Here is a 20,402-nt window from a genome sequence, read left to right on the forward strand (position 1 = left end):
CCGATCTTCTCGGCGCCGCCGCCCGGGCTCAAGCCGTTTTGGCGGCCTCCCCGGTGCCGGTCACGCGCCCACCGGCCCTCCGCCGCCGGCCGGAGGGGGGTCCGGCCGGCGGCGGGGTTCAGGCGGCGTCCCGTTCGAACGTGCGCAGGAGGTCGGCGGCGACGCCCACCGCGATCGCGGCGGGTTCCTTGCCGGTGATCTCCGTCATGCCGATCGGGGTCTTGATGCGGTCGATGGCGGAGTCGTCGTGGCCGCCCTCGGTGGACAGGCGGTGGCGGAACCTGCTCCATTTGGCGGCCGAGCCGATCAGGCCGATGGTGCCCAGCCCCTCGGTGCGCAGGGCGGCGTCGCACAGGGCGGCGTCCTCGGCGTGGTCGTGCGTCATGATCAGCACGTGGGTGCCGGGGGCCAGTTCGGCGAGCACCTCCTCCGGGAGCAGCGGGGTGTGGTGGACGTGGACCTGCGCCACCGCGTCCCCGAGCACGGCGAGCCGTTCGTCGGTGAGCTGGCCGGGGCGGGTGTCGGTCAGGTGCAGGTCGAGGTCGAAACGGGCCAGGATGCGGGCCAGTTCCAGTCCGACGTGCCCGACACCGAAGACCGCCACCGCCGGGACGACCGGCAGGGGTTCGAGCAGGACGCTGACGGCCCCGCCGCAGCACTGCACCCCGTGCGGGCCGGTGACCTTGTCGTTCAGGGCGAACTCCATGAGCTCCGGTTCCGCCGCGGGCGTCTCGATCACCTCGCGGGCCCGGTCGATGGCGACGGCCTCGATGTTGCCGCCGCCGATCGAACCCCAGGTCTCGGTCCGTCCCACGACGAGTTTGGCTCCGGCCTTGCGGGGGGCGTGGCCGCGCACGGTCGCGACGGTCACGAGCGCGCCGGGTTCCCGGCGCGCCCGCAACCGCGCGACCGCGGCCACCCAGGACATGTCAGGCATGGCTCAGGGCGGTCGTGCCGGCGCGGGACGGGGCGCCGGCGCGGGCCGCCTCGATGGCCCAGTACACCGCTTCCGGGGTCGCGGGGGAGGCGAGTTCCACGCTGGCCCCGGCCGGGCCGAAGGCGGCCGCGGCCTCCCGCAGCGCCTCCCGTACCGAGAACGCCAGCATCAGCGGGGGCTCGCCGACGGCCTTCGAGCCGTAGACCGCCCCCTCCTCGGTGGCGTTGGTCAGCAGGGTGACGTGGAACTCCTCGGGCATCTCCGAGAAGCTGGGCAGCTTGTAGGTGCTGGCGGCCTGGGTCAGCAGCCGGCCGCGGTTCGGTCCGTCGCCGGTGTCCCAGCGCATGTCCTCCAGGGTCAGCCAGCCGGCGCCCTGGACGAAGCCGCCCTCGACCTGCCCGATGTCGATCATCGGGGAGAGGCTGTCGCCGACGTCGTGCACGATGTCGACGCGGCGGATGCGGTAGGCGCCGGTGAAGCCGTCGACCTCCACCTCGGCGGCGGCGGCGCCGTGGGCGAAGTACTTGAACGGCGAGCCCCGGAAGGCCTTCGCGTCCCAGTGCAGCCCCTCGGTGCGGTAGAAGCCGGCGGCCGAGAGCTGGACGCGCTGCATGTAGGCGGTGCGGACCAGGTCGTCCCAGGCCAGCTCCCCTTCGGCGCCGAGGACGCGGGCGCCGCCCTCGACGATGCGCACGTCGGAGGCGTTGGCGCCGAGCCGGGTGCCGGCCACCTCCAGCAGGCGGCCGCGCAGCTGTTCGCAGGCGTTCTTCACGGCCGCGCCGTTGAGGTCCGCTCCGGCGCTGGCGGCGGTGGCGGAGGTGTTGGGCACCTTGTCGGTGCGGGTCGGGGCCAGGCGGACCTTGTGCAGGGGGATGCCCAGGGTGGTCGCGGCCACCTGGATCATCTTGGTGTGCAGGCCCTGGCCCATCTCGGTGCCGCCGTGGTTGATCAGGACCGAGCCGTCCTTGTAGATCAGCACCAGCGCGCCGCCCTGGTTGAAGGCGGTGAGGTTGAAGGAGATGCCGAACTTGATGCCGGTGAGGGCGAGGGCCCGCTTGGTGTCCGGGTGCGCGGCGTTGAAGGCGGCGATCTCGCGCCGGCGGTCGGCGAGGGCGCCGTTCTCCTTGACCTGCTCCCAGACGGCGGAGATCCGTTCGGGCTGGGTGACGGGCTGCCCGTACGGGGTGTGCTGGCCGGGGCGGTAGAAGTTGCGCTCCCGCAGCTCCGTGGGGTCGAGGCCGAGCAGGGGCGCGCACCGGCCCATGACGTCCTCGATCACCAGCATGCCCTGGGGGCCGCCGAAGCCGCGGAAGGCGGTGTTGGAGACCTTGTTGGTCTTGGCGATGCGGCCGGAGATGCGCGCGTTGGGGATCCAGTAGGTGTTGTCGATGTGGCACAGGGCGCGGGCCACGACCGGCTCGGACAGGTCCAGGCTCCAGCCGCCGTCGGCGGTGAGGGTGGCCTCCAGGGCCTGGATGCGGCCCTCGGTGTCGAAGCCGATCTTCCAGGCTGCGTGGAACCCGTGCCGCTTGCCCGACATGGTCAGGTCCTGGGTCCGGTTGAGCCGGACCCGGACGGGCCGGCCGGTGAGCTTGGCGCCGAGGGCGGCGACGGCCGCGAACCCGTGCGGCTGCATCTCCTTGCCGCCGAAGCCGCCGCCCATCCGCAGGCACTGCACGGTCACCTCGTGGCTGTGCAGACCGAGGACGTGGGCGACGATCTCCTGGGTTTCGGAGGGGTGCTGGGTGCTGCTCTGGACGAAGACCTGTTCGGCCTCGTCGATGTGGGCGAGCGCCGCGTGGGTCTCCAGGTAGAAGTGCTCCTGCTCGGAGAAGCTGAACTCGCCCGTGAACACGTGCGCGGAGTCGGCGAATCCGGCGTCGACGTCGCCGGCCAGCATGACGGGGCGGGCCCCGTGGAAGCTCTCGGCCTCGATCGCCTCCGACAGGCTGACCAGCGAGGGCAGCTCGTCGAGTTCCACCTCGACGGCGGCGGCGCCGAGCCGGGCGGCCTCCAGGGTCTCGCCGAGCACCCAGGCGACGGCGTGGCCGTGGAACATGACCGTGTCGGGGAAGAGGGGCTCGTCGTGCTTCATCCCGGCGTCGTTGACGCCGGGCACGTCGGCGCCGGTCAGCACGCGGACGACGCCGGGCACGGCGAGCGCGGGGGCGGTGCGCAGGGCGGTGATCCGGCCGTGGGCCTTCATGACCTGGACCGGGTGGGCGTGCAGGACGTCCTTGGTGCGGTGGATCAGGTCGTCGGTGTAGAGCGCGGCGCCCGTGACGTGCAGGTTGGCGCTCTCGTGCGGCAGGGGGAGCCCGACGGCGGGCTTCTCGGGGCGCTGGGACAACTGGCTCATGAGGAGACCGCCTCGGTGGTCTGTGCGTACAGCTTCAGCAGGCTCTGGCCGAGCATCGCGGAGCGGTACCCGGCGCTGGCGCGGTGGTCGTCCATCGGTGTGCCCTGGGACCGCAGTACCCGGGCCGCCTCCTCGGCGGTCTCCCGGGTCCAGGCCCGGCCCTCCAGGGCGGCTTCGGTGGCGAGGGCGCGGATCGGGGTGGCGGCGACGCCGCCGAGGCCGATGCGCGCCTTGCGGACGATCCCGTCCTGGATGTCGAGGGCGAAGGCGACGGCGACGCTGGAGATGTCGTCGAAGCGCCGCTTGGCGATCTTGTGGAAGGCCGTGACGGGTGAGAGCGGCAGCGGGACGCGTACCGCGCGGATCAGTTCGCCGGGGCGGCGCACGCTCTGCCGGTAGCCGGTGAAGTACTCGGAGAGGGGGACCTCGCGTTCGCCGTCGGCGTCGGCGAGGACCACCGACGCCTCCAGCGCGAGCAGCACCGGCGGGCTGTCGCCGATGGGCGAGCCGGTGCCCAGGTTGCCCCCGAGGGTCGCGCTGTTGCGGATGAGCCGGGAGGCGAACTGGGGGAAGAGCTCGGCGAGGAGGGGGACGCGGCCGGCGAGGCGGCGTTCGATCTCGGTGAGGGTCCGGGCGGCGCCGATCTCGATGTGGCCGGACGTGACGTCCAGGGCCCGGAGTTCGGGCAGCCGGTCGACGGCGATCACGCAATCGGCACGGCGGGAGCGGATGTTGACCTCGACGCCCCAGTCGGTGCTGCCGGCGACGACGACGGCCCCGGGCCGCTCGCGCAGCAGCCGCAGCGCTTCGGCCAGGGTGGCCGGCCGCAGGAAGGTGGCGTCGTCGCGGGTGTAGGCGGTGGCGGCCGGCTCGGGCGGGGCCTGTTCGCGGCGCCGCGCCAGCGGGTCGTCCCCGGTGGGCTCGCCGACGGCGAACGCGGCGTCGCGGATGGGGCGGTAGCCGGTGCAGCGGCAGAGGTTGCCGCTCAGCGCGTGCAGGTCGAAGCCGTTCGGGCCGTGCTCGGGGTCGTCGGCCCGGTCCGCTCCGGCGTGGGCGCAGCGGTCGGGGCGGTAGTACTCGGCCGCCATGCTGCAGACGAACCCGGGGGTGCAGTAGCCGCATTGGGAGCCGCCGCGGACGGCCATCTCCTCCTGCACGGGGTGCAGGGCGGGCGGGGTGCCGGGCTCGCCGGGGGTGGCGAGGCCTTCGGAGGTGACGACCTCCTGGCCGTCGAGCGCCGCGGCCGGGACCAGGCAGGCGTTGACGGCGACCCAGTCGGTGGGCCGGTCCACGCCGGGCCGGGCCACCAGCACCGAACAGGCGCCGCACTCGCCTTCGGCGCAGCCCTCCTTGGTGCCGGTGAGGCCGCGTTCGCGCAGGAAGTCCAGCACCGTGGTGTGGGGCGCGGCCGGTGCGAGCGGGGTCTCTTTCCCGTTGACGGTGATGTGTGCCGCTGTCATCGCTCGGCCTCATTTCCGAACATAACGGGCGTGATTGTCCTAGTCGCCATATTTCAGGAGCTTTCTCTTTCGGTGGCGCAGCTCGAAGAACCCGGAGCACGCGTGTCGGTACGACGGCGCGGCGCGGGCGGTGCGGGGGAAACGGGAGAAACACGGGAACCGGGGCCGCGATCGGGCTCACCGGGAGGAGGGGGGCGTTCAGCAGCCGTGTGCTACACGGCCGGGGGCCCAGGCGACCTCGTGGGCGGGGCGGAGCGGTGCGGAGACGGTGGACATCCGGCGTCGCCTCCTTCCCTGAGCTCACGAGTCGTTCCGCCCGAAGCTACGTCGCCGCAGGTTGATCGGTCAAGCAGCCGTCCGCGGGGTGGCGCGTTGTCACTCCGGACGGTTCCCGTGTCACTCCGGATGGTTCCGGATGGCCGCCCGGGCCCCCCGCTCCTACCGTGTCGACGACCTCCGCAGCCAGAGCGGCGATCCGCAGACCCGGGAGCAGCGATGCCGACGACCGCCACCACCGGCCGCCCCACCGCCCGCGGGCTCGGGTACCGGGAGCGGGAGGTGCTCTCGGCGGTCGGCTGCGGAATGCGCGACGACGAGATCGCCGCCGCACTGGCCGTCCCCGAGGACCGGGTGGCCGCGGACCTGGAGCGGATCCTGGTGAAGCTCGGCCTGCGCGACCGTGCCGCGGCGATCGTCCACGCCTTCGACGCGGGGCTGGTCGTCCCCGGGCGCGGACCCCGTACGGAGCCCGTGCCGCCGGCGCCGCGCGCCGCCGCCGGCCGGGCGGCCGGGCCGCGGGTGCGGATCTCCCTGCTCGGACCGGTGGAGGCCTGGCGGGACGGGCGGCCGCTGCACCTGGGGCACCTGCGGCAGCAGGCCGTCCTCGCGGCGCTGGCGCTGTGCGCGGGGCGGACGGTCGGCCGGGCGGAGCTGCTCGACGGGGTGTGGGGGGCCGGGCAGCCGGACACGAACGTGGTACCGGTGTACGTCTACCGGCTGCGCAAGACCCTGCGGGCCGACGGCGGCCCCGACCCGGTGATCGCCCACGACCGGGGCGGCTACCGGCTGGTGCCCGGCGCGGTCGACGTGGACCTCGTCCGCATGGAGGAGCTGGCCGCCGGGCTCGGGCCGGCGGACCGGGCGGGCGACGCGGCGGAGGGGCTGCGGCTGTGCGCGCGGGCCCTGGACCTGTTCCGGGGGGACCTCCTGGCGGGGCTGCCCGGACCGCTCGCCGAGCTGGAGCGGCTGCGCCTCACGGAGCGCAGGATCTCCCTGGCCCAGCGCAAGGCGGGGTACCAACTGCGGCTGGGCCGCTGCTCCGAGGCGGTCGCCGAGCTGTTCGCGCTGCTGACGGCGTACCCGCTGGACGAGGCGGTGGCGGCGACGCTGATGCGGGCGCTGCTCCGCGTCGGCCGGCGGGCGGAGGCGCTGGTGGTGTTCGACCGGACCCGCCGCCGGCTGGCCGCCGACCTGGGGGTGGCGCCGGGCGCCGTGCTGCGGCGGGCGCACCGGACGGTGCTGAGCGGGGAGGAGCCGGGCCCCGGCCCCACCGGAGCGGCACGGTGAGGCCGGGGAGTCGGTCGCCGGCGGTTACGCCGGGTACCAGGCGCCGTTGTACCACTGCTCGTTGGCGCCGTCGTCGTGGTGGTCCATGTTGAAGTCCTCGGGGTAGTTCTTCACGTGGTTGTTCGGGTAGGTCCAGATGCCGGCGGACTCGTCGCAGACGTAGTCCCAGTGGCAGATCGTCTTGACCGGGATGTTCCCGAAGAACCGGTCGGCCCCGGCGAGCGGCGCGCCGATGACGCCGCCGAAGGGCACGGCCCCGCCGTTGGCCCCGGGAGGGCCCTGGCGCTTGGGGTCGGCGATCAGGACGGCGTTGACGTTGCCGAAGGTCTGCCAGTTCTCGGTGACCCAGATGTGGACCACCGCCGCGCCCAGGGAGTACCCGGCCATCTTGACGTGCTGCCAGGGGCAGGCGGCGCGCTGGTCGCGGACCAGGCGGTTCAGCTCGTTGACGCCGGCGCGGGCGCTGGCGCCGTTGGGGATCTGGGTGGGGTAGCCGACGTGCTGCTGGATGTTGCCGTAGAACCCGTCGTTGTTCCACGAGCTGCCCGTGCCGCCGACGACGATCGTGTAGGTGCCCTCGCACGAGGCCGCCGGCTGGGCCGAGGCCTCCTGTGCCGCCGAGAGCCCGGCCGTCAGGACGAGCCCGGCCAGGGCCGCCGCGGTCTTCTTCGCTCGCATTCCACACTCCTCGTGTCTCGTAGCGCCGTCCCTCTGGACGCGGCAACGGTAGGGAGGAGCGATGAAATCGCGATGATCCGACCGGTGACGGGGTCAGCGGCCGGTGTCGAAGACCGGCGGCTTCAGGCCCTTGAGGCAGGTGGTGTCGGGGGCCGTGGGGGTGTCGAAGAAGGAGACCACGATGGTCTGGGCGCACTTCGAGGTCGCGAAGACCACGTGCGGCTCGTACGGGACCGTGACGACGGTGGGCCTGCCCAGCGTGCGGGCGACGTAGGGGCCGTTGGCCGCCCCGGTCTGGGAGTCGAAGCCGCCCGAGATGGCCAGGGTGGGGATGTCGCTCGTGGTGACGTCCCGGATGGAGCGCGGGGCGGCCGGGACGTTCCAGGCGTCGCAGTCCTGGTGGAGGTAGGCGAGCTGCGGGGACTGGGACTGGACGGTGCGCGGGAAGGACGGGAAGGCCTCCTCGCCGCCGCGCAGCGCCGCGTCGCGGGCCTCGTACGGGGTCCACTCGCTGCAGAAGACGCCGTAGACCAGGCCGTGGGACAGCCGGCCGACGGCCTGCGGGCCGTACTTGCCGACGGACCACTGCTCGGCGATCCGCTGGGGTCGGCCGTGGGCCAGTTCGTCGAGGGCGCGGGGCACCTGGGCCGCGACGTGGGTGGCGGAGGTCAGCCAGTTGACGAGGGCCACGCCGTCCAGGACCACCTTCACCTTCCGGTGGGTGTCGGGCAGCGTCACGGTGGTGGTGACCGGCTTGGCCTGGAGTTCGCCCACGAGGCGTTCGAAGGCGGCCGGCAGGTTCGGATAGCGGGCGTCGCAGGCGGGCTGCTCGGCGCAGGCCTTGAACAGGCCGTCGAAGCCCTGCTTGGCGGCGCTCCAGGTGAGGGCTTCTCCGGCGGTGGAGGGCGGCAGGATGCCGTCGATGCCGACCGACCGGATGCCCTCGGGGTGCAGGCGCATGGTGACGAGCGCCAGCTGGGTGCCGTAGGAGATCCCGTACAGGTTCCACTGGTCGAGGCCGAGTGCGGTGCGCAGGTCCGCGAGGTCGGCGGAGCTCTCGACGTCGTTGTAGGCGCCGAGGTCTGCGCCGAGGCCGGCCAGCCGGTCGCGGCAGGTCTTCGTGGCCTGGACGTGCTCGCGCTCGGTGGCGGGCGAGTCGTAGCGGAGCCCGGTGGCGCGCGCGTTGAACTCGTCGATGTTCGGGCAGGTGAGCGCCGGGTCGGCGGAGTACGTACCGCGCTGGGACATGAAGATCAGGTCGCGGTCGCGGTTCAGGCCGCCGTCGAGGGCCAGTTTCGCCTCCCCGACGGCGTCGTCCCCGGGGCCGCCGGCGAGCCAGGCGATCGCGTCGGGCCGGGGTTTCGCGGCGAGCGCCGGAACGATCGCCACCCCGAGCCTGATCTTCCGGCTGTTCGGCTCGGTCCGGTTCTCGGGCACGGTGAGGGTTCCACAGCGGGCGCCCTCGAGCTCGGGGGCCGGGTCGGCCGTCCGGGGGCAGGCGCCCGGGGTGTAGCGGGCGTCGCCGGCCGTGCCGGCGGCGCTGCCGAGCGGCGGCGCCGGGCTCGGGGTGGCGGCGTACGCCTGGACGGGCGCGCCGAACAGGCCGGTGAGCAGGAGGCCGGCGGCCAGGCCGGCGGCGGGGGCGTGCGGCCGCCGCACGGGGCGGCGGGGGCGGGACGCGCGAGTGCGGGCCATCGGTCCTCCCGGTCACTTCGGGGTGATGGTGAACGGCGCCGGCTTCAGGCCGGCCACGCAGCCGGTGTCGGGGGCGGTGGGGCGGGCGAGGAAGGAGGCCAGCACCTTCGCCGCGCAGGGCGACTGCGGGACCACCCAGTGCGTGATCCCGGGGATCTTCACGGAGGTCGAGCGGGACAGCGTACGGGCCGCGTCCTTCGCGAAGTCCGAACCGGTCTTCTGGTCGAAGGTCCCGGAGAGGAGCAGCACCGGAACGGAGCTGACGGCGGCCACGCGCTGCTGGGCGGCGCGGTCGGGAACGTTCCAGGTCCGGCAGACGTCGAACTGGAAGGGGAGTTGGGGTGTCTGGGCCAGGACGGTGTCCGGCCAGCCGGGGAAGGCCTTGCGGCCCGCGTCCAGCACCTCGGATTCCGTGACCCCCGGCGTCCACTCGGCGCAGGCCACGGACTGCGTCAGTCCGTGCGCGGTCATGCCGACCGCTGGGGCGGCGTCGAGCGCCCGGGCGCGGGCGAAGCGCTCCGGGTTGCCGTGGGCCAGCTCGTCGATCGCCGCCGGGACGTCGGCCGGCTTGACGGTGTTGGCGACGAGCACGTTGAGCAGGGTGCCTCCGTCGAGGACCACCTTCACCGGGGCCCCGCCCTTCGGTGGTGGGGCGGTCAGCGTCAGCGGCTTCGCCTCCAGCCTGGCGACCTGCTCGTCCAGCGTCTTGCGGAGGTCCGGGTAGCGGTTCTTGCAGGCCGGCTGGGCGGCGCAGGCGTCGAGGATGGCGCCGATGCCCTCCTGGGCGCTGGGCCAGCCCCAGGGCAGGACCACGCTCTGCGGGGGCGTGACGGAGTCGATCGCCACCGCGCGGATCCCCTCGGGGTGGGTGCGCAGCAGGGTGAGGGCGAGGTTGGTGCCGTAGGAGTAGCCGTAGACGTTCCACCGCGCGATGCCGAGGGCCGTGCGCAGGTCGGCGAAGTCGGCGGCGTTCTCGATGGTGTTGTAGGCCCCGAGGTCGGTCCCGTCGGCGGTCAGCCGGTTCCGGCACTGCTTGAGGGCCTCCAGCATCTGCGACTTGGCCTGTGCCGAGTCGTAACCGAGGCCCACGGCGCGGGCGTTGGAGCGGTCCACCTCCGGGCAGGCCAGGTTCGGTTCGTCGTAGCGGTTGCCGCGCTGCGCCATGACGATCAGGTCGTGGTCCGCGTTCACGCCGGAGGAGACCAGGAAGGGGATGTCGTCGAAGGTCTCGCCGCCGGGGCCGCCGGCCATGAACACCACCGGCTCGGCCGCGGGCTTCGCCGAGACGGCCGGGATGATCGCGGCGGCGAGCCTGATGGTGCGCCCGCCGGGGCGGGCCCGGTTCTCCGGGACCTCCAGGGAGCCGCAGCGCGCCTTCCCCAGCTCGGGGACGGGTTCGGCCGTCTTCGGACAGGGGCCGGAGACGAACCGGGCCGGGGACGGTGGCGGGGACGGTGTCGGTGTCGGTGTCGGTGTCGGTGTCGCGGGGCCCGGGGTGGCGGCGCCGGCCGGCGCCGCCATGAGCCCGGTGAGGCAGACCAGGGCGGCCGCCGCGGCCGCCCTCCTACGGGGGTGCTTCGCCATGGGATCCCGTTCCTCGGCCGGCTCCCGCGGCCGCCCGTCCGGGGCGGCGGCGCGGCGTTATGGGCGGAACGTACCCGTCTGACGCTACCGGGTCCCCCGGACGGACGCACTCCGGAGGCCGGGGGACGGCCGGTGACGGGCCCTGTCACCGGACGCCCGGCCCCGTACCCCTTACGGGACAGGCTGCTGCTGGGTGACGCAGTGGATGCCGCCGCCGCCCGTGCCCAGGCGGTCGATGTTCAGCTGCTCGACGGTGCGGCCCGGGTAGAGGCGGGCCAGGGTGGCCCGGGCCGCCGTGTCGGCGCGGGTGTCGCCGAAGTGGGCGGAGATGACGGCGCCGTTGCAGAGGTAGTAGTTGGCGTACGAGGCGAGGAAGTCCCGGTTCGTCGAGCGGATCTTGTTGTAGTCCGGTCCCTGGATCTGGTCGACGGCCATGCGCGTGCCGTCGGCGGCCGTGGCGGCGGACAGGACCTGGTACTGCTGGCGGGCGTCCTTGGCGTAGGCGTCGGTGTCCGTGGCCAGGGGCATCTGGACCGCGGCCCGGCCGGGGGCGAGGAAGCGGGAGGTCGCGTCCACGTGGTCGTCGGTGATGTCCTGGCCGACCACGCCGTCGAACCAGATGACCTTGGAGGCCCCGTAGGCGGTGCGCAGGGCCGCCTCGACCTGGGCCTGGGAGGCGCCCGGGTTGCGGTTCTTGTTGACGAGGCTGCTGCGGGTGGCCATCAGGGTGCCGGCGCCGTCCTGTTCGACCGCGCCGCCCTCCCCGACCACTCCGGCGGCGGTGAAGGGGACCCCGGCGTAGGCGGCGATCCGGCCGGCGACCAGGGCGTCGCGGGCGTGGGTCTGCTTGTTGCCCCAGCCGTTGAAGTTCAGGCCGACGGCGTCGAGGCCGCCGGCCCCGTCGGTGCGGAAGACCGGTCCGCTGTCGCGCATCCAGCAGTCGTCGACCGGGATCGAGGTGATCACGGTGACGGTCGGTCCGGCCAGGGAGCGGGCCTTGGCGGCGCTCGCGGAGTTGGCGCAGAGGTAGACGGGTTCGTACTTGGCGATGGTCCTGGCGATCAGGGCGATGTCGGCCTGGACTCCGGAGAGCGTGCTGCCCCAGATGGAGCTGCTGTCCGGGAAGGCCATCCAGGTGCGGGTGTGGCGGACGTCCTCGGCCGGTACGCGGAAGGCGCCGGCCGCGGCCGGGCGGGGCGCGGAGGCGGCCCGGGCCAGGCCCTCGGACGCCGCGAAGCCCGCGGCGGCGGCGATTCCCGTGGCGGCGGCCGCCGTCAGGAATCTGCGTCTGCCCATGGCCGCGCCCTCGGGCCGGTTCACCACGTGGTCGTTCATGACGTTCCTCCGATGTTCCAACTGCCCACGCGGAAGGTGGGGTTGGCCGGAAAGCTAGAACTGGCCAAGCGCTCGGTCAAGACTTGCGGCAGGGTTCTTCCGGTGGATCGGGGAAAACCCCAGGTGGCGTGGTGGAGGCTGGTTAGAGTGACGCCCATGGCAGCTTCCGCGCAGCATTCCGAGGTCCCGCCCGCCCTGCCCGCACGGGCCCCCCGCCCGCGCTCTTCGGCCAAGGGCGAGCAGACCCGGGCACGGCTGATCGCCGCCGCGCGGACCCTGCTGGCGGGTGAGCTGAGCGAACGGTTCACCACCCGCAACGTGGCCGCGCTGAGCGGGGTTTCGCACGGCATGTGCCACTACCACTTCCAGGACCGCACCGATCTGCTCCTGGCGGTCATCGCGGACATCCACCCCGAGTGGATCACCCCGCTGGAGGAGGCCGTGTCCGGCCCCGGCGGCTTCGCGGAACGCGCCGAGCGGGTGGTCGGCCTGCTCGGCCGGCCCGAGGGCGCGGAGCTGTCCCACCTCCACTCCGCCCTGCACTGGCACGCCCTGAACGACGCCCGGGTGCGGGAGGGGCTGGAGGCCGAGTACCGGCGCTGGCGCGCCTGTTTCGTGGCCCTCTTCCAGGTCCTGGCGGATGAGCGCGGCGGGGGCCTGGACCCGCGCCCGCTGGGCCTGGCGGTGGCCGCGGCCGTGGACGGCCTGGCGGCGATGGAGTCCCTGGGCGCCGACGCCGGAGCGGCCCCGGGCGACGGCGGCGAGCCGGTCCTGCGGACCTTGATCCGCACGCTCGCCGCCGGCGCCTGAGCCCCCCGCTCCCCCGTTTCCCCCTGTTCCCCCGGCCCTAGAGCGCCCTGCGGGCGGCGGCGATGGCCTCCGGGTCCCAGCCCGGGCGCGGTACCGACTCCAGGAGCAGCCGGGTGTACGCGTGCCGGGGCTCGGCGAGCACCTCGGCCGTGGGGCCCGCCTCGACGATGCTCCCCCGGCGCATCACGACGATCTCGTCGGTGACGCAGCGGACGACGCCGAGGTCGTGCGTGATGAACAGGTACCCGATCCGGGTCTGCTCCCTGATGTCGGCGAGCAGGTTGAGGATCTGCGCCTGCACCGAGACGTCGAGGGCGGCGACGGCCTCGTCGAGGACGAGGACGGCCGGTTCGACGGCCAGGGCCCGGGCGATGGCCACGCGCTGGCGCTGGCCGCCGGACAGCTGCCGGGGCAGGGCGTCGGCGGCCCGGGTGCCCAGGCCGACCTGGTCGAGCAGCTCGCGGACCCGCTCGGTGTGGTCGCGGCCGGGGAAGTGCAGGCCCAGCGGTTCGCGCAGGGCCGCCTCGACGGTGGTACGGGGGTCGAGGGAGAGGTAGGGGTCCTGGAAGACCATCTGGACCTCCCTGGCCCGGGCGAGCCGCCGGGCCCGCCCCCGGCCGCCGCCGGGGGCGGTACGGGACCGGCCGCCGACCAGGACCTCGCCTCCGTCGGCCTCCTCCAGGCCGACGATGATCCGGGCCGTGGTGGTCTTGCCGGAGCCGGACTCCCCCACGATCCCCAGCGATCCGCCCGCCGGGAGGGCGAAGGAGACGTCGTCCACGGCGCGCACGGGCCCGTAGGAGCGGCTCAGCCCCCTGACCTCCAGTACGTTCCCCGTGTCCCGCACGGCATCCACGTCATCGGGCATCGACGGCGCTCCCTTCGAGCCGGTCGCTGTGGTGGCAGGCGGCCAGGTGGTCCGGCCGGCCCGGGGCGGCGGCCGGCAGCGGGGCCCGCTGGTCGCAGACCTCCGTGGCGAGCGGGCAGCGGGCCGCGAAGGCGCAGCCGGGCAGTTCCCGGCGCAGGTCCGGCGGCTGGCCGGCGATGGCGGCGAGCCGGCCCCGGGGGCCGTCCATGCGCGGGGTGGAGGCGAGGAGGGCGGCCGTGTAGGGGTGGCGCGGCCGCGCGAAGAGCTCCTCGGCGGGGCCGGTCTCGGCGATGCGCCCGGCGTACATGACGTAGACCCGGTCGCTGATGGCGGCGGCGAGGTCGAGGTCGTGGGTGACGAACAGCAGGCCGGTGCCGAAGCGTTCGCGCAGCGCGGCCAGCAGGGCGATGACCTCGGCCTGGCTGGTGACGTCGAGCGCCGTGGTGGGTTCGTCGGCCAGCAGGAGCGTCGGGTCCCCCATGAGGGCGGCCGCGATGACGACCCGCTGGAGCATGCCGCCGGAGACCTGCCCGGGGTACTTGCGCAGGACCGAGGGGTCCAGGCCGACGGCCCCCAGCAGTTCGGCGGCCCGCGCGGCGGCCTCGTCACGCCCCATGGCTCCGGTGAGGGTGACGCTCTCGGTGAGGAAGTCGCCGATCCGGCGCAGCGGGTTGACGGCGGCGCGCGGGTCCTGGAAGACCATGGCCGCGGTGCCCGAGCGGACGGCGCGCAGTGCGGCGGCGTCCATGGTGAGGACGTCCGCGCCGCCGACCTCGACCACGCCCTCGACGGCCGCGCCGGGCGGCAGCAGGCTCAGGGCGCTGCGCGAGGTGAGGGTCTTGCCGGAGCCGGACTCGCCGACGAGGGCGACGGTCTCGCCCGCGCCGACGGTGAGGTCGACCCCGTCGAGGACGGGGCGGGCGGTACCGGGCAGGGTGATCCGCAGCCCCCGGACGTCGAGGGCGGGGCCGGGCGTGTTCGGTGTTGTCATCGGTCTCTCCTGGCGACGCGGTCCGCCCAGCGCTCGCCCACCACGTTGAAGGCGACCACGGTCAGCACGATGACGGCGCAGGGCAGGATCGCGGACAGCGGGTAGCCGTGCTGGATGGCGGTCTGTCCGTCGAAGACCATGCGGCCCCAGTCGGGGGTGAGCGCGGGGACGCCGAGTCCGAGGAAGGACAGGCCGGCGAGGTCCATGAGCGCGTAGCCGAAGTTGATGGCGGACTGGGCGAGGACGACGGGGGCGATGTTGGGCAGGACGTGGCGCAGGCAGATCTGGAGGGCGGAGTGGCCCTGGACCCGGTAGGCGCTGACGTACGGCCGGGCCCGTTCGGCCAGGACCAGGGAGCGGGTGAGGCGGCTGACGTAGGGGGTGTAGGCCACGGCGAGGGCGAGGACCGGGGCGAGCAGCCCCTCGCCGTAGACGGAGATGATCAGGATGGCGAGCAGCATGCCGGGGAAGGCGAAGACCAGCTCGGTGCTGCGGGAGAGGACGGAGTCCAGCCAGCCGCCGCGCCAGGCAGCCGCGGTGCCGATGGCGATGCCGGCGACGGTGGAGAAGGCGACGACGCCGAGCGGTCCGAGCAGGGAGGTCCGGGCGCCGAGCAGCAGCCGGGCGAGGGTGTCGCGGCCGGCGGCGTCCACGCCGAGGGGGTGTGCGGCGGAGGGCGCGGCGAGGGCGTCGCCGAGTTCGACCGTGTTGGGGTCGTGGGGGGCGAGCCAGGGTGCGAGCAGGGCGGCGAGGACGACGAGGGCGACGAACGCCAGGCAGGCGAGGTGGAGCGGGGAGCCTGCCGCGCGGATCCGGGCGAGGCCGGGTCTGCGGGTCAGTACGGCGGTCACGTGGAGGCCCTCCTGGAACCGAGGGTGACCCGGGGGTCGACGAGGGGCAGGGCCAGGTCCACGAGCAGGTTCACGGTCATGAAGAGGGCGACGATGATCAGCGAGATGGCCTGGACGGTCGGGAAGTCCTTGGTGGTGGTGGACAGTTCGAGGAGCTGCCCGATGCCGCCGACGCTGAAGGCGGTCTCCACGAGGATGGTGCACACCAGCAGGGTGGAGACGATCAGGCCACCGGTGGTGAGCACGGTCCCCAGCGAGTTGCGGAAGACGTGGCGCCGGATGACCTGGCGTTCGGGGACGCCGCGGCTACGGGCGACGGTGACGTGCTCGCTGTCGAGGGCTTCGAGCATGGCCGAGCGGGTGACCCGGGCGAGCATGCCGATCAGGTAGAGCGCGAGGGCGACCGAGGGCAGGACGAGGTGCCGGACCAGGTCGCCGAAGCCGCCTTCGCCCGTACCGCTGCTGGGGAACCAGCCGAGGTTGACGGCGAACAGGCCCTGGAGGAGGACCGCCGCGACGAAGGACGGGGTGCCGACGGCGAAGGTGGTGGTGACGAGGATCGCGGAGTCGGTGGCCCCGCCCCGGACGGCGGCGATCCGGCCGAGGAGCAGGCCGACGGCGACGACCACGACGAGTGACATCGCGATCAGGACCAGGGTGGTGGGCAGCCGGTCGGCGAGCAGCCGGGAGACGTCGGTGCGGTAGGTGATCGACCGGCCGAAGTCCCCGTGCAGGACGTCGCCCAGCCAGCTCAGGTAGCGGACGAGGAAGGGGTCGTCCAGGTGGTACTGGGCGTTGATCGCGGCGAGGGCCTCGGGCGAGGCGGAGCGGCCGGCGAGCAGGAAGCTGGCCGGGTTGCCCGGCGCCAGGTACAGGGCCCCGAAGACGACGAACGAGGCGACGAGCAGGGTGGCGGCCATCTCCGCCACCCGTCGTACGGCGAACCGGAGGAAGCTCACTGCGCGGCCCCCACGTCCGCGGCCCACGGGTAGTACATGTAGGAGATGGTGGTGGGGGCGCCGGTGATCCGCTTGTTCATGAAGAGGGCGGTGGGCCATTCGGCGACGGGGATCCACAGCAGCTGCTCGGAGGCCTGGTGCTGGAGCTTGGCGGTGATGTCCATGCGCTCCTCCGTCGGGTAGACGGCCGTGGCCTGGTCGACGAGGCGGTCGTACTCCGGGTCGCTGTAGCCGCCGAAGTTGAGGTAGGCGCCGGTCTTGAAGTTGGTGAGCAGGTCGAGCGGGTCGGTGATCGAGTCGTAGTAGGTGAGCGGGAACATGTCGATGCCCTCGCGCGCCTGCGGGTCGGTGAACAGGGCGGTGAAGGCGTTCGGGGCGATCGTCTTCAGCCGGATGTCCAGGCCGATGCGGGTGCCGGCCGCCTGGACGGCGGTGGCGAGGAGGGAGACGTCCTGGCCGATGGAGCTGGTGGCCACGGTCAGGGTCTTGCCGGTGGCCCCGGCCTCCTTGATCAGGGCCGTGGCCTTCTCGATGTCCTGGCCGGTGGGAGGCAGGCCGTCGAAGGCGGTCTTCAGGGTGCGCTCGGGCGCTGCGGCCCAGGCGGCGTGGGTGGTGAGGGAGTTGGTGACGGTGCCCGCGCCGCCGAGTCCGGCCTTGACGAAGCCGCTGCGGTCGAGGGCCAGGGACAGGGCCTGGCGGACGCGGAGGTCGCCGAGGGGGCCCTTCATGTTGGTGACGTTGACGTTGACCGTGCTGAGGCCCTCGCCGAAGAAGAGCTTGCCGGTCCCGCTGTCGCGCAGCCGGGCGTAGCTCTCGGTGGGGATCAGGTAGCCGCCGTCGGCCTCCCCGCTGAGCAGGGCGTTGGTGCGGGCGGAGGGGTCGGTCAGGATGCGGAAGACGGCCTTCTTCGACTTGGCCTTCGTGCCGCGGTAGCCGTCGAAGCGGTCCAGCTCGATCGACTGGCCCTTGTTCCACGCGCCGAGCTTGAAGGGGCCGGTGCAGCCGAGGTCGCCGGTGGTGCCGTAGTCCTTGCCGGCGGCCTCGACGGTGGCCTTGGAGGCCACCACCCCGGCGGCGGTGGCCATGTACTGGGGGAACTGCGAGTCGGCCTTCTTGAGCTTGACGGTGACCTGGAGCGGGCCGGTCTTGGTGACCGAGGCGACGTTCTGGAAGACCTGGGCCCAGGCGGCGGCGTTCTGGGGGTCCATCTGCCGGGCGAGGCTGAAGACGGCGTCGTCGGCGGTCATCTCGCGGCCGTCGTGGAAGCGGACGCCGGGGCGCAGGTCGTAGACCCAGGTGGTGGGGTCGGGGTTGGTCGCCTGCCGGGCCAGGCCGGGCTCGGTGGTGAGCGAGGGGGTCCAGCGCATCAGGCTCTCGCACACGTTGGACAGCACGGTGTTCTGCGGGTAGTCGAAGGCCGCCGTGTAGTCGAGGGTGGGCGGCTCGGCGTAGACGGCCCAGGTGAAGGAGTCGATCTCGCCGCGGGCCTCCGGGGTGGTGGGCGACAGCTTCACGTCGGACACTCCGCCCGCGGCCTGGCCCTTGGGCGGGCCGGAGCAGGCGGAGAGGAGGGCGCAGGAGGTCAGGACGGCGGTGACGGCGGCGGCCGTGCGCAGGAGGAGGCGGGGGCGTCTGCTCGTGCGGGGTGGGGAGTTGGTCATCGTCGCGCTCTTTCGTTCCGGGAGGGTCGGGGGGAGGAGCGGGGCGGACCGCCGGTGCGGGCGGTCCGCCTGGAGCGGGAGAACGTACGGGTCAGCCGGCGGCGGGCAGGGCCGGGATCTGCTGGGTGATGCAGTGGACCCCGCCGCCGCCGAAGGCGATGGCGAGCGCCCGGACACCGACGACCTTGCGTCCGGGGTGGGCCGAGGCGATGACGGCCAGGGCGTCCTCGTCCTGGGGCACTCCGGCGACCGGGACGACGACACCGCCGTTGGCGATGTAGTAGTTCAGGTAGGACACCTCGATCTCGCCGTCGGCGAGGTCGGTGAAGGCCGTCTGCGGGAGCTCGATGATCTCCAGGCGGCGGCCCCGGGCGTCGGTGACCGCCTCCAGGACGGCGCGGTTGGCGCGCATCCGGGCGTAGTCGGGGTGACCGGGGTCGGAGGGCAGGGAGATGACGACCGTGCCGGGTGCGGCGAAGGCGCACACCCCGTCCACGTGGCCGTCGGTCTCGGTGTCGCGCAGGCCGCCGTAGGGCAGCCAGATGACCTTGGTGACCCCGAGCCGGGCCTTCAGCTCGTCCTCGATCTCCTCGCGGGTCATGCCGGGGTTGCGGTTGGGGTGCAGGAGGCACTGCTCGGTGGTGATGAGCGTGCCCTCGCCGTCGACGGTGAGGGCCCCGCCCTCCAGGATCATGTCGGAGGGGATCCGGTCGACCCCGAGGTGCTCCAGCAGCAGGGCGCTGATCCGGTCGTCGGAGTCGAAGGGGTGGTGCTTGCCGCCCCAGGCGTTGAAGCGGAAGTCCACGCCGGCGCGGCGGCCCTCCCCGTCGAGGACGAACAGCGGGGCGGAGTCGCGGAACCAGGAGTCGTCCTGCGGCACCTCGATGACGGTGACGCCGTCCCCGCAGTGGCTGCGGGCGTCCTCGGCGAACCCGGGCGGGGCGACCATGGTGACGGGCTCGAACGCGGAGATGGCGCGGGCGACGTTGGCGTACTCCTCCTTGACGTCGGCCAGCACGCTGCCCCAGAGGTCCTCGCGGACGGGCCAGGCCATCAGACAGCCCTCGTGCGCGGACCACTCGGCGGGCATACGGTATTCAGCCATCAGGTGTCTCATTTCTTCCGTCGGCGGAGTCTTCCACCGAACTGAAATTTCAGTCAAGAGCGAAATCGTGATGTGGCGGGGGTGCCCGCCGGCCTCAGAGGAAGTAGAGGCGGTTGAGGGAGACCCGGTCCGCGGGCTCGGAGCGCAGGGGTTCCCCGTCGAGGGTCACGAGGCCGCTGCGCGGGTCCACGTCGACGTCCCCGAGCCGGGCGTTGCCGATCATGTTCCCCGGGCCGATCCCCCGGGTCCCCCGGACGGCCACCCTGCGGCGCCGGGTGCCCAGGGCGTCGTACGGGGCGCCGAAGGATCCGGACTCGGCGGCGGCGCGGCTGACGAACGCGACGGAGAGATCGGCGGGGGCGGCGCCGTGGGCACCGAAGAGCGGGCCCAGGACCAGGGGCTCGCAGCAGTCCGTGGCGGCGTTCGGGTCGCCCGTGACCCCGTACGCCGGGAAGCCGGACTTGAGCACCATCTGCGGCTTGGCGCCGAAGAACGGCGGACGCCACAGCACGATGTCGGCGAGCTTGCCGACCTCGATGGAGCCGACCTCGTGGGCCAGGCCGTGGGCGATGGCCGGGTTGATGGTCAGCTTGGCGATGTAGCGGAGCACGCGGGCGTTGTCGTCACCCTCGCAGTCCCCCTCCATCGGCCCGAGCTCGGCCTTCATCTTGCCCGCCATGGCGAAGGTGCGGCGGACGGTCTCCCCCGCGCGGCCCATGCCCTGGGCGTCGGACGAGGTGATCGCGATGGCGCCCAGGTCGTGCAGGACGTCCTCCGCGCCCATGGTCCCCGCCCGGATGCGGTCGCGGGCCATGGCGGCGTCGCCGGGCAGGTCCGTCTCAGCGCGTGGACGGAGACGATCATGCCGTAGTGCTCGGCGACCGCGTCCCGACCGAAGGGCAGGGTGGGGTTGGTGGAGGAGCCGATCACGTTCGGCACGCCGGCCATCTTCAGGACGTTGGGGACGTGCCCGCCGCCGCAGCCCTCGATGTGGAAGGCGTGGATCGTACGCCCCTCCAGCACCCGCAGGGTGTCCTCCACCGACAGGCACTCGTTGAGGCCGTCGCTGTGCAGGGCCACCTGCACGTCGTGCTCCTCGGCCACCCGCAGGGCGGTGTCCAGGGCGCGGGTGTGGGCGCCCATGTCCTCGTGCACCTTGAACCCGCAGGCGCCGCCCTCGGCCAGCGCCTCGACCAGGGGCGCGGCGTCCGAGGAGGAGCCGCGGGCGAGGAAGCCGATGTTCACCGGCCAGGCGTCGAAGGCGTTGAACCCGTGCTTGAGCGCCCAGGGCGAGTTCACGCCGACGCCCCAGGCGGGCCCGATCTCCTGGCCGATGATCGTGGTGACGCCGCTGGCGAGCGACGCTTCCATGATCCGCGGGGAGAGCAGGTGGACGTGGGTGTCGACCGCGCCCGCCGTGGCGATCAGGCCCTCGCCCGAGATCATCGTCGTGCCGGTGCCGACGACGACGTCGACCCCGTCGAGGGTGTCGGGGTTGCCGGCCCGGCCGATCGCGTGGATCCGGCCCTCGCGGATGCCGATC

General features: G+C 73.5%; 15 protein-coding genes and 1 pseudogene. 2 read left to right on the forward strand and 14 right to left on the reverse strand.

Annotated elements, in window-relative coordinates; all coding sequences use genetic code 11:
* Positions 1-118 precede the first annotated feature (118 nt).
* From xdhC to AB0O29_RS16765, 3 genes are read right to left on the reverse strand one after another with little or no spacing between them, the layout of a single operon-like run.
* Positions 119-928, reverse strand: coding sequence for a xanthine dehydrogenase accessory protein XdhC (gene xdhC, locus AB0O29_RS16755; RefSeq protein WP_365152250.1), 810 nt, complete (start codon positions 926-928; stop codon positions 119-121).
* A 1-nt stretch (position 929) separates the two neighbouring features.
* Positions 930-3,296, reverse strand: a complete 2,367-nt coding sequence (gene xdhB / locus AB0O29_RS16760; RefSeq protein WP_365152252.1) for a xanthine dehydrogenase molybdopterin binding subunit — start codon at positions 3,294-3,296, stop codon at positions 930-932.
* Positions 3,293-4,756 carry an FAD binding domain-containing protein gene (locus tag AB0O29_RS16765; protein WP_365152254.1) on the reverse strand — a complete coding sequence of 488 codons (1,464 nt, stop codon included), beginning with the start codon at positions 4,754-4,756 and terminating at the stop codon, positions 3,293-3,295. The genes xdhB and AB0O29_RS16765 overlap by 4 nt, the downstream gene beginning before the upstream one ends.
* A gap of 495 nt (positions 4,757-5,251) precedes the next feature.
* Between AB0O29_RS16765 and AB0O29_RS16770 the strand changes: the two genes are divergently transcribed.
* Positions 5,252-6,322 carry a BTAD domain-containing putative transcriptional regulator gene (locus AB0O29_RS16770; protein ID WP_365152256.1) on the forward strand — a complete coding sequence of 357 codons (1,071 nt, stop codon included), beginning with the start codon at positions 5,252-5,254 and terminating at the stop codon, positions 6,320-6,322.
* Between the two features lie 24 nt (positions 6,323-6,346).
* Here the strand turns inward: AB0O29_RS16770 and AB0O29_RS16775 are convergent, their stop codons facing one another.
* The 4 genes from AB0O29_RS16775 to AB0O29_RS16790 form a co-directional block, all read right to left on the reverse strand.
* Positions 6,347-7,000, reverse strand: a complete 654-nt coding sequence (locus AB0O29_RS16775; protein ID WP_365152258.1) for a cutinase family protein — start codon at positions 6,998-7,000, stop codon at positions 6,347-6,349.
* A 93-nt stretch (positions 7,001-7,093) separates the two neighbouring features.
* Positions 7,094-8,695, reverse strand: a complete 1,602-nt coding sequence (locus AB0O29_RS16780) for an alpha/beta fold hydrolase (RefSeq protein ID WP_365152260.1) — start codon at positions 8,693-8,695, stop codon at positions 7,094-7,096.
* 12 nt (positions 8,696-8,707) lie between these two features.
* Positions 8,708-10,279, reverse strand: a complete 1,572-nt coding sequence (locus tag AB0O29_RS16785) for an alpha/beta fold hydrolase (RefSeq protein ID WP_365152262.1) — start codon at positions 10,277-10,279, stop codon at positions 8,708-8,710.
* A gap of 171 nt (positions 10,280-10,450) precedes the next feature.
* Complete coding sequence (locus AB0O29_RS16790; RefSeq protein WP_365152264.1) at positions 10,451-11,614, reverse strand: agmatine deiminase family protein; 1,164 nt, start codon at positions 11,612-11,614, stop codon at positions 10,451-10,453.
* Between the two features lie 156 nt (positions 11,615-11,770).
* On the opposite strand from AB0O29_RS16790, the gene AB0O29_RS16795 reads away from it, so the two are divergent.
* Positions 11,771-12,424 (forward strand): TetR/AcrR family transcriptional regulator, encoded by a 654-nt coding sequence (locus AB0O29_RS16795; RefSeq protein WP_365152266.1) that lies wholly within the window; start codon positions 11,771-11,773, stop codon positions 12,422-12,424.
* A gap of 37 nt (positions 12,425-12,461) precedes the next feature.
* Here the strand turns inward: AB0O29_RS16795 and AB0O29_RS16800 are convergent, their stop codons facing one another.
* The 7 genes and pseudogenes from AB0O29_RS16800 to AB0O29_RS16830 form a co-directional block, all read right to left on the reverse strand.
* The gene (locus tag AB0O29_RS16800; protein ID WP_365152268.1) at positions 12,462-13,292 is read right to left on the reverse strand and encodes an ATP-binding cassette domain-containing protein; all 831 of its coding nucleotides are present in this window, start codon (positions 13,290-13,292) and stop codon (positions 12,462-12,464) included.
* Positions 13,282-14,283, reverse strand: a complete 1,002-nt coding sequence (locus AB0O29_RS16805; RefSeq protein ID WP_365152270.1) for an ABC transporter ATP-binding protein — start codon at positions 14,281-14,283, stop codon at positions 13,282-13,284. Before AB0O29_RS16805 ends, AB0O29_RS16800 begins: the two co-directional genes overlap by 11 nt.
* Positions 14,280-15,134: an ABC transporter permease gene (locus AB0O29_RS16810; RefSeq protein ID WP_365152273.1), complete on the reverse strand. Its 855-nt coding sequence runs from the start codon at positions 15,132-15,134 to the stop codon at positions 14,280-14,282. Before AB0O29_RS16810 ends, AB0O29_RS16805 begins: the two co-directional genes overlap by 4 nt.
* The gene (locus AB0O29_RS16815; protein ID WP_365152275.1) at positions 15,131-16,093 is read right to left on the reverse strand and encodes an ABC transporter permease; all 963 of its coding nucleotides are present in this window, start codon (positions 16,091-16,093) and stop codon (positions 15,131-15,133) included. The genes AB0O29_RS16810 and AB0O29_RS16815 overlap by 4 nt, the downstream gene beginning before the upstream one ends.
* Entirely contained in the window at positions 16,090-17,754 is a 1,665-nt protein-coding gene (locus AB0O29_RS16820; protein ID WP_365152277.1) for an ABC transporter substrate-binding protein, read from the reverse strand. Before AB0O29_RS16820 ends, AB0O29_RS16815 begins: the two co-directional genes overlap by 4 nt.
* Before the next feature lie 91 nt (positions 17,755-17,845).
* Positions 17,846-18,859 (reverse strand): agmatine deiminase family protein, encoded by a 1,014-nt coding sequence (locus AB0O29_RS16825; RefSeq protein WP_365152279.1) that lies wholly within the window; start codon positions 18,857-18,859, stop codon positions 17,846-17,848.
* Between the two features lie 94 nt (positions 18,860-18,953).
* Positions 18,954-20,402 (reverse strand): annotated as a pseudogene (locus AB0O29_RS16830) (urease subunit alpha); the annotation flags it as partial.

The organism is Streptomyces sp. NPDC089915 (assembly GCF_040684675.1).
Lineage (GTDB): Bacteria > Actinomycetota > Actinomycetes > Streptomycetales > Streptomycetaceae > Streptomyces.

Excerpts from the sequence above, each read along its gene's own strand:
- AB0O29_RS16780 (WP_365152260.1), bottom strand. The coding sequence starts at position 8,695 with ATGGCCCGCACTCGCGCGTCCCGCCCCCGCCGCCCCGTGCGGCGGCCG.
- xdhC (WP_365152250.1), bottom strand. The coding sequence starts at position 928 with ATGTCCTGGGTGGCCGCGGTCGCGCGGTTGCGGGCGCGCCGGGAACCC.
- AB0O29_RS16820 (WP_365152277.1), bottom strand. The coding sequence starts at position 17,754 with ATGACCAACTCCCCACCCCGCACGAGCAGACGCCCCCGCCTCCTCCTG.
- AB0O29_RS16775 (WP_365152258.1), bottom strand. The coding sequence starts at position 7,000 with ATGCGAGCGAAGAAGACCGCGGCGGCCCTGGCCGGGCTCGTCCTGACG.
- AB0O29_RS16795 (WP_365152266.1), top strand. The coding sequence starts at position 11,771 with ATGGCAGCTTCCGCGCAGCATTCCGAGGTCCCGCCCGCCCTGCCCGCA.
- xdhB (WP_365152252.1), bottom strand. The coding sequence starts at position 3,296 with ATGAGCCAGTTGTCCCAGCGCCCCGAGAAGCCCGCCGTCGGGCTCCCC.
- AB0O29_RS16825 (WP_365152279.1), bottom strand. The coding sequence starts at position 18,859 with ATGGCTGAATACCGTATGCCCGCCGAGTGGTCCGCGCACGAGGGCTGT.
- AB0O29_RS16765 (WP_365152254.1), bottom strand. The coding sequence starts at position 4,756 with ATGACAGCGGCACACATCACCGTCAACGGGAAAGAGACCCCGCTCGCA.
- AB0O29_RS16800 (WP_365152268.1), bottom strand. The coding sequence starts at position 13,292 with ATGCCCGATGACGTGGATGCCGTGCGGGACACGGGGAACGTACTGGAG.
- AB0O29_RS16770 (WP_365152256.1), top strand. The coding sequence starts at position 5,252 with ATGCCGACGACCGCCACCACCGGCCGCCCCACCGCCCGCGGGCTCGGG.
- AB0O29_RS16805 (WP_365152270.1), bottom strand. The coding sequence starts at position 14,283 with ATGACAACACCGAACACGCCCGGCCCCGCCCTCGACGTCCGGGGGCTG.
- AB0O29_RS16785 (WP_365152262.1), bottom strand. The coding sequence starts at position 10,279 with ATGGCGAAGCACCCCCGTAGGAGGGCGGCCGCGGCGGCCGCCCTGGTC.
- AB0O29_RS16790 (WP_365152264.1), bottom strand. The coding sequence starts at position 11,614 with ATGAACGACCACGTGGTGAACCGGCCCGAGGGCGCGGCCATGGGCAGA.